The 15,396-nt window shown below is 47.2% G+C and carries 10 protein-coding genes and 1 tRNA gene; 4 read left to right on the top strand and 7 right to left on the bottom strand.

All coding sequences use genetic code 11. From position 1 onward, the window contains the following. Positions 1 to 3: 3 nt before the first annotated feature. On the bottom strand, positions 4 to 783 hold the full coding sequence (locus tag JFQ59_RS01835) for an alpha/beta fold hydrolase (protein ID WP_202318703.1): 780 nt from the start codon (positions 781 to 783) through the stop codon (positions 4 to 6). Positions 784 to 860: 77 nt separating this feature from the next. On the opposite strand from JFQ59_RS01835, the gene JFQ59_RS01840 reads away from it, so the two are divergent. Next, positions 861 to 2,009: an MFS transporter gene (locus tag JFQ59_RS01840; protein ID WP_202318704.1), complete on the top strand. Its 1,149-nt coding sequence runs from the start codon at positions 861 to 863 to the stop codon at positions 2,007 to 2,009. Here JFQ59_RS01840 and JFQ59_RS01845 read toward each other — a convergent pair whose 3' ends face one another. Together JFQ59_RS01845 and JFQ59_RS01850 are read right to left on the bottom strand one after the other, a co-directional pair. Further along, the gene (locus tag JFQ59_RS01845) at positions 2,010 to 3,212 is read right to left on the bottom strand and encodes a zinc-dependent alcohol dehydrogenase (protein ID WP_202318705.1); all 1,203 of its coding nucleotides are present in this window, start codon (positions 3,210 to 3,212) and stop codon (positions 2,010 to 2,012) included. It abuts the gene before it with no gap. Then, positions 3,209 to 4,939: a thiamine pyrophosphate-binding protein gene (locus JFQ59_RS01850; RefSeq protein WP_202318706.1), complete on the bottom strand. Its 1,731-nt coding sequence runs from the start codon at positions 4,937 to 4,939 to the stop codon at positions 3,209 to 3,211. The genes JFQ59_RS01845 and JFQ59_RS01850 overlap by 4 nt, the downstream gene beginning before the upstream one ends. Before the next feature lie 314 nt (positions 4,940 to 5,253). Between JFQ59_RS01850 and thsB the strand changes: the two genes are divergently transcribed. Continuing rightward, positions 5,254 to 6,891 (top strand): thermosome subunit beta, encoded by a 1,638-nt coding sequence (thsB, locus tag JFQ59_RS01855; protein WP_202318707.1) that lies wholly within the window; start codon positions 5,254 to 5,256, stop codon positions 6,889 to 6,891. Positions 6,892 to 6,895: 4 nt separating this feature from the next. Here the strand turns inward: thsB and JFQ59_RS01860 are convergent, their stop codons facing one another. Then, positions 6,896 to 7,438, bottom strand: coding sequence for an XTP/dITP diphosphatase (locus JFQ59_RS01860; RefSeq protein ID WP_202318708.1), 543 nt, complete (start codon positions 7,436 to 7,438; stop codon positions 6,896 to 6,898). Between the two features lie 73 nt (positions 7,439 to 7,511). Between JFQ59_RS01860 and JFQ59_RS01865 the strand changes: the two genes are divergently transcribed. Continuing rightward, the gene (locus JFQ59_RS01865; RefSeq protein ID WP_202318709.1) at positions 7,512 to 8,147 is read left to right on the top strand and encodes a hypothetical protein; all 636 of its coding nucleotides are present in this window, start codon (positions 7,512 to 7,514) and stop codon (positions 8,145 to 8,147) included. Between the two features lie 88 nt (positions 8,148 to 8,235). Beyond that, entirely contained in the window at positions 8,236 to 9,528 is a 1,293-nt protein-coding gene (locus JFQ59_RS01870) for a TrpB-like pyridoxal phosphate-dependent enzyme (RefSeq protein WP_202318710.1), read from the top strand. 198 nt (positions 9,529 to 9,726) lie between these two features. Here JFQ59_RS01870 and JFQ59_RS01875 read toward each other — a convergent pair. The 3 genes from JFQ59_RS01875 to JFQ59_RS01885 all read right to left on the bottom strand — a co-directional run bounded on the left by JFQ59_RS01875 (position 9,727) and on the right by JFQ59_RS01885 (position 15,380). Further along, positions 9,727 to 9,800, bottom strand: a tRNA-Ala gene (locus JFQ59_RS01875). A gap of 38 nt (positions 9,801 to 9,838) precedes the next feature. Continuing rightward, on the bottom strand, positions 9,839 to 10,576 hold the full coding sequence (locus JFQ59_RS01880; RefSeq protein ID WP_202318711.1) for a DUF6834 family protein: 738 nt from the start codon (positions 10,574 to 10,576) through the stop codon (positions 9,839 to 9,841). A 43-nt stretch (positions 10,577 to 10,619) separates the two neighbouring features. After that, positions 10,620 to 15,380 (bottom strand): thrombospondin type 3 repeat-containing protein, encoded by a 4,761-nt coding sequence (locus tag JFQ59_RS01885; RefSeq protein WP_202318712.1) that lies wholly within the window; start codon positions 15,378 to 15,380, stop codon positions 10,620 to 10,622. Between the last annotated feature and the right edge of the window lie 16 nt (positions 15,381 to 15,396).

The following is a 15,396-nucleotide window of genomic DNA, read 5'->3' on the forward strand; positions in this document are numbered from 1 at the left end:
CCGTCAGCTCCCCATGAGAAATTCGATCACATATCTGTTAAACTCTTCGGGATTCTCAAGTTTCGCCAGATGAGCAGAATTTTTCACTTCTCTCAACTCAGCATCGGGAATAAGGTTTGCGATCTCCCTCCCCAGGGCAGGCGGTGTTGTAACATCGAACTCTGCAACGATCACGAGAGTCGGCACCTCAATTTTGGGGAGCAACTCCTCGTAATTGACCTTTCCGAGTTCTGCAGTGGCCATTGTGTAGAACTTCTTATCGTTCTTTCTCAGAATAGTTCTGACCATATCCTTGAGATCCTCTCTTTCCTGGTGGATGGACATATCAGCAATAAAGTCTGCAATCTGGCTCATATCGGGACTGGCCTCAAGCAGTTTAATCCTCTGTTCGAACATTGCTCTTCCGGCCTCGGGAAGTTTGTGGAGGGTGTTGGCCAGAATCAGTTTCTTAACCCTATCGGGATATTTCCTGTAGAACTCCATGCACACGATTCCACCCATTGAAAGACCGAGGAGGTTCGCCCTTTCGATGCCGAGATGGTCCATCAGGTTTTTCACATCTTCTACAAAGTCCTCAACATTGACACTGTCGGGCACGTCCGACATTCCAAATCCTCTCAGATCAAGCGCAATTACTCTGAAATGTTTTGAGAGGTCATCGTACTGAAAGGTCCACCCCTCTATGCAATCCCCAAGTCCATGTATTAAGATCAACGCCTCACCCTCTCCAGTTTCGAAATATCTGAGCTTCAGACCATCCGAGTCAAAAAATCCAAATCTCATGGAAAAATTAACGTCGCTCTTTATTAAAAACTTACTTCTACCAAAACTAATAAATATGAAAAATTTGATTTCAGATAATGAGAAATTATAGATGGGTAGTTCTGGTGATGTACATTTTTGCAGGAATCATCTCGCAGATAATGTGGATAACGTTTTCACCCATACTTCCCATCGTGGAGAGGATTTACAGCATCGGTGAAGCAGAGGTCGGAATGCTCTCGGCAGTGTATCCGCTGGTTTTCATAGTTTTTGCATTACCTGTGGGCTGGTATGTTGACAAAAGCGGGTTCAGGAAGGCAGTTCTGACTGGAAGTGCATTTTTCGCTGTTTCAGGATTTTTGAGGGCTTTTGCGAGTTCGTTCACAGCTCTTCTGGCTTTTCAGACACTCGGTGCGGTTGGTCAGCCTTTCATTTTCAACAGCATTTCCAAACTCGTTAAAAGCTGGTTCCCGGAAGAGGAAGCAGGGCTTGCCACGGGACTTGGAAGCATATCCCTTTTCATTGGCACCATCATAGGACTTGGCGCAACTCCCGCTCTAACCGTTGCTTTTGGATTCAGGAACATGCTTCTGGTGTACGCCCTTGCTGCCACCTTCATTTTGGTACTGTTTTATCTGTTTGGGAAAGAGTCCGGGATGGTTGAAGAAGAAGAGTACAGGTTCAGGGAGTACGTTGAGGTTCTGAAGAATAGAAATGTCCTGATTCTTTCGTTAATAGCCTTCATAGGCGTTGGTATCTTTACGGCATATCTTACCTGGGTGGAGCCCGTGATGGAGGAGCATGGGTTAAGCGTGGAAACCGCTGGTATTACTGCCTCCGCTTTGCTTTTGGGTGGGATTGCTGGAAGCATAGTGATTCCGGCAGCTTCAGATAAGGTGGGAAGGAGAAAGCCATTTCTCTATGTTTGCTTTGTACTCTCAGCATTGCTGTTTTACGTCCACACTCTCGCTTCAGGGATGACAGAACTGGCCATTTTGCTTTTTGTACTCGGCTTCTTTTTCATATCTGCTCTTCCGCTTTCCCTGGATTTATCAGCAACGTCTGTGGGGGAGAAATATGCCGGTACCGCCAACTCATCTCTCTGGTTGCTCTCGCAAATAGGATCTGTGGTCCTTATTGTTGAGTTTGAAAGTTTGGCATCTGCTTTTAACTGGAACTCCACACTCCTGCTCTCTTCAGCACTGTTCCTGCTTTCCCTTGCACTGACAGCACTGATAAAGGAGTGATTAAAAGGTGAATGCAACCTTAATTGCCTGCGTTTCGCGCTTATTGAGTGCTGTCCACAGTGCTTTTTTGTACTCTTCAATTTTGAACCTGTGGGTCAGCAGGGTTGAGAGAGCAATCTTGCCCAGCATTTCCAGTGCCAGTTCAAATGTATCCCTCTTTTCGCCGTCAATCTCCTCTACGCCGCAGCCGAAAGTCCCCACAATCTCGAGCTCCTTTGCGAAAACAGGGGCCCAGTCAACACTCATCCTGGCTACCGTTCCAGCTATCACGACTCTTCCGAGCGGTTTTGCAATTCTGAGTGCAGTATCAACGCTTTCAGGCGAGCCAACACACTCGAAAACCACGTCCACACCGCCGTCAACGAACATCGGTTTGTCTCTTGGGGGTTGATAGACTCTCCCTCCTGTAATCTCTGCAATCTCTCCGAGAATGTTTTTTGTTATAACCATATCTGCTCCGAACCTTTTTGCAATCTCAGCCTGCCTCTCGCTAACGTCTATTCCGATTATCTCTCCCCTGTACCCGAAGTATCTCAGGGCGGCGATTGTACAGATTCCGATAATTCCGCAACCAACCACAGCGACTCTCTGCCCATCGTCGGGAAAATTTCTGAGGACTGAGTGAATTCCAATGGTGAGTGGCTCGGCAAAGACCGCATTTTCATCTGGAATGCTCTTGGGAACTCTGACGAGCTGGGATTTGTGAGCCACAAAGTACTCTGCCCAGCCACCTGCTGTATCCCTGCAGATTCCCGTAAATATTCCCGGCGCAATTCTTCCCCTGTCTGTATTAACGCAGACTGCAAAGTCTCCCCTTCTGCACGGATCGCAGTCTTCAAACCCCCTCACCCTGCAGTTCAGTGCAGGATTGAGAACGACTCTTTCACCCTCTCCAACCTCAGCTTTTTCTCCAGCACTCTCAACGATTCCAACAACCTCATGGCCCGGGATTATGGGGAAGGAGGTCAGGGGGAAGAGATAAAAGCTCTCTGAAAGAGTTATGATTCTCAGGTCAGAGCCGCATATTCCCGACAGTTTTGTCCTCACCTTCACCCAGTCCTCCCCGGGAAGCCCCGGTTCCGGATACTCACGATGAAATTTCAGCATTGAGAGCGGTCCGTAGTAGGCGCTTCTGGAAATTTTCGAGAGAGCAAGTGTTAAGGCGGCTTTCAGCAGACTGAACTCAATTACTATTGCCCTCATTTTACCTCCGGAGGATTGCAGCCTTCAAGCCAGACCATTGAAAGCATAACGAGCTCTGGCGGCGTCAGGTTTTTCTCCTGAGATATCTTCACGTCCAGCAACGCTGGTTTGTCTGAACTCTCGGCCTTATCGAGTGCTGAAGCGAGATCTTCGGGCTCCTCAACTCTCTGTCCGTACCATCCCATGGACTCTGCAACTTTGGCGTAGTTAATGTCGCTGAAATCAACTCCTATGAATCTCTCTCCAAATCCCATTTTCTGGGAACCCTTTATCATGCCCCAGCATCCGTCATTCATCACGATTGCCGTAATTTTCACGCCTTCCCTGCTTGCCGTTTCAAGTTCCTCCATCGTCAGACCGAATGCACCATCGCCGGTGATAAGGTAGACAGGTTTGTCGGGGTTCGCAAGCTTTGCACCTATGGCGAAAGGCAGACCGGTTCCAAGATGGCCCGAATCTGCAGCCCACAGGAAAGTATTTGGCTCGTAGATTCTGTTCAGGTAATAGGCCCAGACAGCGGTGTTTCCGCCGTCGATACATGAGATTGCGTTTCTGGGATAGAAGTCTCTTATCTCCTTTATTGCCCTCAATGGATGCATTGGCCTTTCGTTACTTTCGGCAAGGGATAGAAATCCGCTTAGCCACTCTTCCTGCATCTTTTTGTAGTCTTTAAGCCTGTCAGCAGGCCTCCTTCTTTCGCCCATCTCTTTCACAGCCTTCAGCATAAGTCTCAGGGTCTCTCTGGCATCACCGACAATTCCCATATCCACCGGCCGGTTAAGTGCAATCATCTCCGGATCGATGTCTATCTGAATCGTTTTCTGGACGTCAGGATCGCCCCAGGCGGGCGGTTTTCCCCAGAAATCCATGTCGCCCATTTTACTCCCAACGACCAGAACGACATCAGCATCATTCTGGGCTGCGATTGCAGCCGGACAGGAGGGGAGAATGCAGAGCGGATGGTCTTCAGGTATGGATCCTCTGCCACTCATTGTGGTGGTAACAACAGCTCCCAGGTATTCTGCAAGCTCTCTGAGCTCATTCCAGGCTTTAGACCTCAGCACACCAGATCCGGCATGTATCAGAGGAATATCTGCATTGTACAGCATCTCGGCAGCTTTCTCAACGAGATCAGGGTTTCCAACTGGTGGTTTTATCGGCCTGTATCTCTCGGGAGGATAAATCTTGGCAAAACTCTCTTCCTGACCGTTGTACAGTACGTCTGAGGGTAAATCAAGATGAACGGGCCCCGGTCTGCCCGATGTTGCAATCCTGAACGCTCTCTGTATGAGTTCCGGTATTCTTTCCCAGTGAGAAACAACAGCGTTCCACTTGGTTATTGGCCTGAAAAGATGGTATTGATCCAGAGCCTGCATCGATCCGTGGTCAGGATAGCTCTTCCAGGTCTGATTTTGGGCCGTAAGAACAATCATTGGGACGCTGTCTGCATAAGCCGGGTAGACACCCGGAACCAGATCTGCCCCACCAGGTCCGATTGTTCCCACGCAGACACCCGGCTCTCCCGTCACCCTTGCGTACGCATCAGCCATACTCGCAGCAGCCTGTTCATGCCTGCAATTCACAAACTTCATTCCGTTCTTCTCTCCCACTCTCTTTATGGCGTCCAGAAAAGTAAGGAGTTGCCCTCCAGGGACACCAAAAATGTATCTGACCTTCTCCTTGAGTAAGCACCTTACCAGCAGTTCTCCGCCAGATATTGCAGCCATCAAATCACCTCTAATGATTTTTGATTAAAATTTTAAAAACTTAACGAAATATGAAATGTTTGGCAGTAATTTTACAACTCAGTCGCAACAAAAATATCAGAGGCGCTGGTTTCTATTGCTTGCATATCATATCTCTGGCCGCCGATTCTTCCAGAGCTATTTTTTCTTGAACCCCTCCGCTCATGATCTCCATCCACTTTTGGGTTTTGTTTGCTGAGAAAAATATAATTTTGGGGAAAGATCCGGTTTGTTCAACCAAAAGGCTTATATAGAAATTCCTATCCACCAATATTTGCAAAAGGGAGGTGAGTGGGATGGCCACGCTGCAGGGGACTCCGGTATTGATACTGAAGGAGGGAACCCAGAGAACTGTTGGTAGAGATGCTCAGAGGATGAATATTACGGCTGCCAGAGTAATTGCCGAGGCTGTAAGAAGTACTCTCGGGCCAAAGGGAATGGATAAGATGCTTGTCGACAGCCTCGGAGATGTGGTCATAACCAATGACGGTGTTACAATTCTCAAAGAAATTGATGTGGAGCACCCGGCGGCCAAAATGATAATAGAGGTTGCAAAGACTCAGGACAACGAGGTTGGAGATGGTACCACAACGGCGGTGGTTCTGGCTGGAGAGCTGCTGAAAAAGGCTGAGGAGCTGCTCGATCAGGATATCCATCCAACCGTCATAGCCAGAGGTTACAGGCTCGCTGCATCCAAAGCAGTTGAGATTCTGGAGAACATCGCAATGGACATTGATGTGGAGGATGTTGAAACCCTCAAGAAGATTGCAGCCACTGCAATAACCGGAAAGCACTCAGAGTATGCTCTTGAGCACCTCGCAGGTCTCGTGGTTGAGGCGGTGAAGAGAGTTGCGGAGAAGGTTGATGACAAATACAAGATTGACGAGGACAACATAAAGATCGAGAAGAGGCAGGGAGGAAGTGTCGCTGACACCAAGCTGGTCAACGGCATCGTAATTGACAAAGAGGTAGTCCATGCTGGAATGCCCAAGAGGATCAGGGATGCCAAGATCGCAGTTCTGAAGGCTGCACTTGAGGTTAAGGAGACTGAGACAGATGCGGAGATCAGAATCACCGATCCCGATCAGCTAATGAAGTTTATCGAGCAGGAGGAGAAGATGCTCAGGGACATGGTGGACAAGATTGCTGCAGCGGGAGCGAATGTCGTATTCTGCCAGAAGGGTATCGATGACCTCGCACAGTACTACCTTGCGAAGGCAGGAATTCTTGCAGTTAGAAGGGTAAAGCAGAGCGATATTGAGAAGATCGCAAAGGCAACTGGAGCAAAGATTCTGACAGATCTCAGAGAGATCACAAGCGAGGATCTCGGATATGCAGAACTCGTCGAGGAAAGAAAGGTCGGTGATGAGAAAATGGTGTTCATCGAGGGCTGCAAGAACCCGAAGGCCGTTACACTGCTCGTCAGAGGTGGTAGCGAGCACGTGGTTGATGAGGTGGAGAGGAGCCTGAACGATGCCATAAAAGTCGTCAAGACTGCCCTTGAGAGCGGCAAGGTTGTGGCAGGTGGCGGCGCTCCTGAGATCGAGGTCTCTCTGAGACTGAAGGAGTGGGCCCCATCACTTGGCGGAAGGGAGCAGCTTGCCGCCGAAGCATTTGCTTCAGCTATGGAGACCATTCCGAGAGCTCTTGCGGAGAACTCAGGCTTGGATCCGATTGACATCCTGGTGGAGCTCAGAAGAGCGCACGAAGAGGGCAAGAAGACCTACGGAGTAGACGTCTTCAGCGGCAAGGTCGTTGACATGAAGGAGGTCGGCGTCCTTGAGCCTCTGAGGATCAAGACACAGGCAATCGCCAGCGCCACTGAGGTAGCAATAATGATCCTGAGGATTGATGATGTCATTGCTGCCAAGGGACTTGAGAGCAAGGAAGGGCCAGAGGGCGAGACGGGTGGAGATGAGGACTCTGAAGAATAAAACTTTAACTTTTTTCTTTCAACCATTTGAAAAACTCTTCAAAAGCCCTTCTTCTGTGTGAAACCTTGTTTTTTTCCCCGGTTTCCATTTCCGCAAAGGTTTTGTCCCCATAAAGGAAGATGGGATCGTATCCAAACCCCTTCGTGCCTCTGGCGCTATCGGCAATCTCCCCGTCGACTTTTCCCGTGAAAACGTGCGCCTTTTCTCCATCCCAGTAGGCCACAACGGCCATGAAATAGGCCTTTCTATCTTTCACACCGTCCATCAACTTCAGGATTCCCTCATTACCTATGGTCTTGAATACGTAGCTTGAATAGGGTCCGGGAAATCCTTTTAAAGCTTCAACAAAGAGCCCGCTATCTTCTATGACAAACTCCCCCTCGATCTTCTCCGCAAGCATCCGGGCGCTAAGTTTTGCAATTTCTTCGAGGGAGTTTCCCTGGGGTTCAACGTATTTCATCTTCATCCATTTTACCTGAATTCCGTACATCTCCGCTATCCTTTCTACTTCTCTGAACTTTCCCTCGTTGGAGGTTATGAAGTACATGGTGCTTTTGTTTCTGTGTGGGATAAAAACGATTTGGGGAAAATGCTAAATATCATCCAGTTGCATTTGTTATATGCCAACACAATCTGCTCTCGAAGCATTAGCTATTCTAAGAGATCCATCCACCTTTCAGTGGTATGTGATAACACTTCTGCTGGTTGTGATTTACATGTACGCTTCTGAACTCTCTGCGGGGAACTACAGGACGGTTTTTGCGGCCCTTGCTTTCTGGGGGATGGACTGGTTCAACGAGATATGGAACGCTCTGGTGTTTCACTTCACCAATTACGCTGCACTGTGGATGGCTCCCGGAAAAACGGCCTATCTGATCCTGATAGGCCTGAACGTCGAGATTTCGATGATGTTTGCCATTATGGGAATTGCATCTACCAAGCTACTGCCTGAGGATAGAGGTGCAAAGGTTTTTGGAATCCCGAACAGAATTTTTTACGCCATTATGCTTTCAGCAGCCTGCGTATTCGTTGAAGTATTGCTGAACGCTGCCAGTGTACTCGTGTGGGAGTACTGGTGGTGGAGCGCCAGAATGCCAGTTCTTATATTCTTCATCGGCTACCTGCCGTTCTTTCTCGTTGCATACCGGGTTTACGACATGAAATCAGTGAGAAAGCAGGCACTCACAGCTTTTGGAATTCTGGGGTTCGATTTCGCTCTCTTCGCAATATCTGGGGGCGTTCTGGGTTGGATTTAGCGGGGGGCAGAATGAGTATGAGTCAGATTTATGGGTTATACCCGTAAAAGGAGAAAAAACTTAAATAATGTGAATGTTCTCATCAGGTATGAAGAAAATTTTACTAGAAGAGGACGAGATTCCGAAACACTGGTACAACATACTTCCCGATTTGCCCGAGCCACTTCCTCCTCCTCTGCATCCAGCCACTCAGGAACCGGTAAAACCTGAGGACCTTGAACCCATTTTCCCCAGAGGTCTGATAGAGCAGGAGATGAGTGGCGAAAGATGGGTGAAAATTCCAGAGGAGGTTAGAGAAATATATAAAATCTGGAGGCCCACACCACTGATCCGGGCTGAGAGGCTTGAAAAAGCTCTGAAAACACCGGCAAGAATTTACTTCAAGTATGAGGGAGTAAGCCCACCGGGGAGCCACAAACCAAATACTGCCGTTGCGCAGGCTTATTATAACTCTAAAGAAGGTGTGGAGAGACTTACAACCGAGACAGGGGCTGGACAGTGGGGATCCGCACTGTGCTTCGCAACCAAACTCTTTGAGATGGACTGCACGGTCTACATGGTAAGGGTGAGTTTCACGCAGAAACCGTACAGAAGGGTTATGATGGAAACATGGGGAGGGGAGGTAATCCCATCTCCAAGCGAAAGAACGGAGATCGGTAGGAAGATACTGGCTGAAAATCCGGACAGCCCCGGGAGTCTGGGTATTGCGATTAGCGAGGCCATAGAGGATGCAGCAAAGAATGAAAACACAAAGTACAGCCTCGGAAGCGTTCTGAATCATGTTCTTCTTCATCAGACCGTCATAGGGCTTGAAACTAAAAGACAGCTTGAAATTGCAGGCGAAAAGCCTGATGTGCTTATTGGATGTGTTGGTGGCGGGAGCAACTTCGCTGGACTGGCATATCCATTTGTAAACGATGCAAAGAACGGAGATCTCGAGATTATTGCAGTCGAGCCAGCAGCATGCCCGACATTAACTGGCGGGGAATACAAGTACGACTACGGAGATGTGGCCGGGCTCACACCGCTGCTCAAAATGTACACCCTTGGACACGACTTCATTCCACCCCCCATTCATGCAGGTGGGTTGAGATATCATGGAGACACACCTACACTTTGCATGCTGGTTAAACACGGCATTATCAGGGCAAAAGCCGTCAAGCAGATCCCCACCTTCGAGGCAGGGGTGCTGTTTGCAAGAACCGAGGGTATAATCCCGGCCCCAGAAACAAATCACGCTGTTAGGGCTGCAATAGATGAGGCATTGAAGGCAAAGGAGAGTAATGAAGAGAAGGTGATAGTTTTCGGGTTTAGTGGACACGGTATGCTGGATTTACAGGCCTACGACGATTATCTAACCGGAAAGCTGTCGGATACCTGATTCGACTGTTTTAATTTTTTGGGAAAATAGCCCAGATTTGAATTTACACATGTAAATTAAAATAGGTAAGGCGGAAGACCAACAGGACAAAGTTAACCCTGACTGTGGATAAAAATCTGTATAGGTGTCGGTTTTTCTCGAAACACAGCTTGGGTAGTATCTGACAGTTCTGAAAAACGGAATACGGAAAATACGGCATGGACCGGTGGGGATTTGAACCCCAGGCCTTCGCCATGCCAAGGCGACGCTCTACCAGACTGAGCTACCGGCCCCTGTTTGGATAGGTTCAGTTGGGATTATAAAGCTTACCTTAGTCCAGCTCCTTAACATCAACCCTCCAGTAGGCACTGACCAGAGCTGCAGCTTTAGGGTTCTTGAAGCCCTTTAACAGCCTGAAATCTTTCGGATAACCTATGAATGGGTCAATACTCTTGACCTCAGGGTTCACGACCCATATTTTAAGTCCTGTCCTCTTTGCATCCTCCGAATACTTTTTGAAAAACTTCAGAAATGGTCCGAGCTCCTTTTCCGTTGGCACCACCACCACATACTCGCCGTCCACCTTTTCAACCATATCCAGATGATGCTCGATATCCTCATAAACATCATCGATCGTTGAGTAAAAAACAAAGTACTTCCTGTTACCCTTGCTGTAAACCCTCATGTAGTTTCCTCTAACGCTGTACCCATCAAAGAATCTGTCCGTGGTTTCCTGCATTGCGGCGATACTTTCAAGGTAGGATTTGGATATCACGTATTCAAAGTAGGCTACCTCGAAATCCTCCCTTTCAGGTTTTTCTGTGTGGGGGTGGTAGAAAAAAATATCTTCTATTTTCACCTTCTCTGAGAAATGGAGACTTTTCAGACTTATCGGACAATCAATAAGACTGCAGGTAACCTCTTCAATAAGATCCAGTTTTGAATCAACGAGTTCCGGGCCGAGAATCTTTAGAGCGGCTCTTATGGCCTTTCTTCTAACTTCCTCCTCCGTTACAACTTTTCTGCTCTCAAGCATTCTGGATAACTCCTCAACAATCTTTACATCCATAATTCGAAATTTCCTTTACGGAGATATAACCCTTTCGAGGTTTTCAATCGGCTTTCAACGGATCCACTCCAATGTTGAAAACATCAGTTGGATTAAATTCGCCTGTGGATTTTATGGTGAGGTAAACGTGCTTGGTCTCGCTTTGGTTGATCGTTTGAAACTCCCACCAGTAAACGTTTCCCGACGTGCCATTTGTATCAAAATCACCGGTCATGGAAATTATGGACAGGTTGTCGGGCTTTATCCAGTACACCCTGACGTTCGAAACATCTTCAACCGCATGTATGTTGAGCAATATCGCGTCTCCGTTCATTGAGAGGGTTGCCGTAACATTTCTTGGTGTGAGTGGGGGCTGGCAGGAGAGCTTTAGGCTTGCCATGTAATTTACACCGTTGCTCTCAACAGCGGTGACGTTAACGGTGTAATTCCCTTGGGATAACACGGTTGAATAATCAAAAAGCTTCCAGAAAGATGGTGATGAGGGATCTGTTGTGTTGACGTTCATAGTTCCGCTTTCAGCCAGAGAGCCATTTTCGAAGTATATCCGAATGTTTGCCGATGAGATGTCGTGAGACCCTATGGGATCTGTTGTGTTTGCATAAATCCTGACGGGCCCCCCAGAAAGACATTCGGAAGAATAAACAGTGGCAACTTTAACGTAAGTGGTGGTGTTGAAGGTGACATTGGAGTCATAGGTTGCAGACTGAAACACGAAAATATCGTTGGTGCTGGGGTTGTCGATTCTCAGGATTACGTATTCCCCTCGATTAAAGGTGACGGGTGTGTTGAGTGGTATGGTAAGGGTGTAGAGGGCAGGCGAGGTCGTCATGGAAACCCGGGATATGTTTGTGCCTATCACTTCCGAGTTGACACCATCTGTCTTTATCACAGAGACTGCAATCTGGTTTGTTGCAGTTGCAGAAGAGTTCATCCACAGATTCACGAAAACCCTCCCGTAAATCCTGAAGGTTGCGGCGAATGGTGGAGATTGATACCACGACTCTATCGTCGAGGCTTCAACAGCCGTGATTCCCTGAACGGCCTTAGATGTGTTCATGACCGAGTCTGGGTGTAGATAAAACTGCTTTTGTTCAGTTGGCGGTTGTGGTGTGGAGGTTGACATGCTAACATCATCGTTGATGTCGGGCGAAGAGATGCTGGAAAAGTTGAGTGTTGTGATATCCGTCTCCCCAAGAGGGGCAGTTGAGGGAACCACTTTGGAGACGTTGATGTAGCCAATCCCGTAGGGCAGGAAAATGTCCGGAACCCCGTCTCCATTTGCGTCTTCGTTAACCGTGTCCCAGACGCCATCTCCATCCGAATCCTCTGCTACAAGGTTCGATCCGTTGTAGAGTCTCGTCGCCCATCCCTTGGTTGATGAAGTGATGGTTACATCAAACCTTCCCGCTGCGAAGTAGTTTGCTGAGGTGAAGTTGTAGTAAACCTCCGATCCGGAAGGTGCGGTTTTTTGCTGATCCGGTTCAACTGTGAATGCCACAACGTAGAAGTATATCCATTTTGCATCGTTTGTTGAGTTCTGATCGTTTGGCAAGTTCGTTCTAAACTCGACCCTGTATTTTCCGTAGGGAAGAGAAGACAGGTTAAGGGGGAAAGAAACTGTGGAGGTCTCGTTATGTGGTACGGAAAGGTTGACATAGGTCGTGTTCTGATAGCTGTATCCCCCACCAACCCTCGTAACGTTGAATGTCACCTCAAGGTTCTCGGCATCAACCAAGCCAAAAAGCGCAGCAGTTGCGTTGAAGTAAACAACACCTGCAGTGGATGGGTTGTACTTTGTGTTGTTTGACGGTGAATCTATGGATAGAATGCCCGCATCGAAAAGCTTTGACTTTCCGTCGTTGATCTGGTTCAGCATGTCAGCGTAGTCGTACCCGAGGCCCCAGATTATTGGTATTACGAGCTTTTCGCCGGGAGCGAGAGATGAAAAATCCCAAGCAAGAGCTGTTGCTGCATCTCCAATATAACTGTTGGAGTTAGTAAGAAAATCAAATGCTATTTTATCCCAGAGAAAACGATACCAGTCAACATCATGCTGCGAGCTTGAGATGTAAGAGCTGTAACCACCATATTGAATGTCTCCCGGTGGAGCGTTGGCATCGTATCCGTAAACGATGTCACTGGCCGGATCATAGTATGCATTGTCGCCGGTGTAACTGCCTCTGAAATTCCAGTCCATCCCCTGAAAGAATCTCAGGTTTCTGGCAGTTCTGCTTCCTACGTTTTCGATATAGTACACAGTTGCAAACCAGCGGTTGTTATCTCTGATAATGACTTTCTGGGTAATATTAAGCTGAACGTTCCTCCATGTGGGGGTTTGCATTTCTGTCACAATGACGCTTTCAAGTTCCCCATCCGGCACTGTATTCAGGATAGTATCCTCTCTTGAAATATGATATATAGTATCATCTCCCAGATCTCCCCCACTATATGGATTGCCAAACTGTCTTTCTCTATTTCTCACCTGAAACTTAATCGCAATCTTCGACCCCGCATCTATATCTATGTTGTTTCCATATCCGTTATCCCCTGTTCTCCCAGCATGATCGTAAGTTGCGATTGTTGCAGAATCGTCCCCCTGAGAATATGGAAAAACGATGGCCGAAATCTGTCCCGCACCATTGTTGGCAAGCTCTATTGCTATGGATCTGTTTGGCTGGGGAGGTGTCAGAGAAATGTTGTATCCGTAAACTGGATCGTCATAAAAATACAGGGTATCGTTTTTCACGTACCACCTCAGGTCTCCTTCAAGTTCTCCAGTGGTCCTGTTCACGTGGAGGGTATTTACGATCTTCCTGCCGTCATCTCTAACGATTTCCTTTACACTGTAACCTTCCGGTATCTTTACGCTGAACCTGTACCAGATATCATGCTTGTTGGAAACCACAACTCTGATCAGGTCTTTTTTTATCGTCTCACTACGAATTTCTGTGTTTAAAATATCCTGCGAAAGGTTGAATTTCTTCAGGTTTTCCTCTGTTGCCGGAAACTCCACCTCTAATATCTTTTTGGATTTCTCTGATTTTTCAGCCGTCGCAATCTGAAGTCCGCCCCAGTTACCGATCTCCTTTACGACGATGACTTTTTTAACCGGATCAAAGGCCACGACCCTCTTTACCTTGTGTTCCGTTATTGCAACCCTTTTAACAGCGTTTCCACACCTAAGCACAATTTCACCGACTTTTTTAGACTTTACCGGTATCACAAAGCTCCCGTTCTCAAGTATGTTTGCTTTGCCCTTTACCTTTCCAAGGATGTAATAAACGAAATGCGGTTTGATATAGTGCCATTCCACCGTACCGATAACTGCCGAGCCGTTGAAGGTGGCGTTGATTGTGTAGCTGTCCACAACAAAGCTGGTGTTAAATCCGTCAATATGCACCGCATACTTCCCAACCTTTTCAGCCAGAAACCAGGCCACGAAGAACCTGCCATGTTTTGAAAAGTTTAGCTCCACTGTTGTGTTGGACGGAGTGACAACAGATGCGCTTGATGGGAGGAAGTTTGAGCGTATGAAAACGGATTTGTTCAGAAAGTAAACTTTCTTTACCCAAACACGCTTCTCTTCGGCCATACTGAAGTTGATAACTTTTCTGGAATTGCCGCATTCTAAAACGGCTGTGTAGTTTCCGGGTGCAAGATGCAGAGGAATACTGAAATTTTCCCGCACAAATCCTTTATAGGAGAAGTTTTCGCCAGTTATCGTGTATTTTGCCACCGGTTTTGTAAAGTAACCTCTCACCCACCCCCTTATCATGTTACCTTCAAATTTTGCAGAGATGTCACAGAAGTCAACTGTAAACCGTTTGACAATTCCGTCCACGTATACAGTGTAGTTCCCAAGTACAACATCCTTTCTCAGATCAAATTTTGCAATATAGGTACCGTTCCTGTCCTCAAACATGAGTTTAAGCTTTTTTCCCTGCGCATCAATAAGAAAAGCCTTTTTCGGCTTGAAGTTGGTTTTAACAGAGACTGTATCGTTAACAAAGTAAATCCCCCCTACATCCACAGCCCTTCTTGCTGCTTCAATCCTCACACTTCTTTCTGCAGCCAGACCGAATGCTTCAGCTTTTATGTGCAAAACTCCTGTTACGTTTGAAAAACTGAGTTTAAAGCTTCCGTTTATTTCTTCGTGTTTCGCCCTTTCCCCTTTAAACCAGTATGTTAAACTGGCCTTTGTTGGGGCACCATCCACCAGGACTCTGCCCACAATCACCGCCGTTCCGTTACCGGTCGTGATACTGTCAATGGCTATCTCCACCTTTGATCTCACATTTAACTTTTTAACGGCATTTCCACATTTCAGAATGATCTTGTGGATCCCGGGATTCAAAGGGATTTCAAAACTTCCATTTTCAACCACAATGCTGTTGGGAACACCATCAATGTCAAATTCCAGCTGTTCTGGAGGCACGAAGTAATAGCTAATGTTTCCCACTATTTTCCCGTTTTTGTACTCAGCATTGATGCTGTAGCTGTCAACGAAAAATTCGGCAGTTTCATTGTCCGTAACCACGAGATACTTTCCCAAAACCACGTCCTTTTTCAATTCGAGTATTGCGGTGTATTCTCCATGTTTGCCCTTGAATTTTAGCTTCATGACTTTTCCTGCCGGATTGACGATGTACGCCTTTTCGGGCATAAAATTAAGCTTAACTAAAATTGTATCTCCAGGAAAGTAGACTGTACTGTTTCTGATATCTTCTCCGAACTCCATGCCATCAGCTATTGTTAAAATCAGAAGACTTAAACAGAGTACTGCAACAAGACCGCCAACTCTCATCCGCCGTTACTTCTGA

The organism is Archaeoglobus neptunius (assembly GCF_016757965.1).
Taxonomy (GTDB): Archaea; Halobacteriota; Archaeoglobi; order Archaeoglobales; family Archaeoglobaceae; genus Archaeoglobus; species Archaeoglobus neptunius.

What these genes read in the sequence shown, in the direction of transcription:
- JFQ59_RS01835 (WP_202318703.1), bottom strand. Translation starts at nt 783, where the DNA reads ATGAGATTTGGATTTTTTGACTCGGATGGTCTGAAGCTCAGATATTTC.
- JFQ59_RS01840 (WP_202318704.1), top strand. Translation starts at nt 861, where the DNA reads ATGAGAAATTATAGATGGGTAGTTCTGGTGATGTACATTTTTGCAGGA.
- JFQ59_RS01845 (WP_202318705.1), bottom strand. Translation starts at nt 3,212, where the DNA reads ATGAGGGCAATAGTAATTGAGTTCAGTCTGCTGAAAGCCGCCTTAACA.
- JFQ59_RS01850 (WP_202318706.1), bottom strand. Translation starts at nt 4,939, where the DNA reads ATGGCTGCAATATCTGGCGGAGAACTGCTGGTAAGGTGCTTACTCAAG.
- thsB (WP_202318707.1), top strand. Translation starts at nt 5,254, where the DNA reads ATGGCCACGCTGCAGGGGACTCCGGTATTGATACTGAAGGAGGGAACC.
- JFQ59_RS01860 (WP_202318708.1), bottom strand. Translation starts at nt 7,438, where the DNA reads ATGTACTTCATAACCTCCAACGAGGGAAAGTTCAGAGAAGTAGAAAGG.
- JFQ59_RS01865 (WP_202318709.1), top strand. Translation starts at nt 7,512, where the DNA reads ATGCCAACACAATCTGCTCTCGAAGCATTAGCTATTCTAAGAGATCCA.
- JFQ59_RS01870 (WP_202318710.1), top strand. Translation starts at nt 8,236, where the DNA reads ATGAAGAAAATTTTACTAGAAGAGGACGAGATTCCGAAACACTGGTAC.
- JFQ59_RS01880 (WP_202318711.1), bottom strand. Translation starts at nt 10,576, where the DNA reads ATGGATGTAAAGATTGTTGAGGAGTTATCCAGAATGCTTGAGAGCAGA.
- JFQ59_RS01885 (WP_202318712.1), bottom strand. Translation starts at nt 15,380, where the DNA reads ATGAGAGTTGGCGGTCTTGTTGCAGTACTCTGTTTAAGTCTTCTGATT.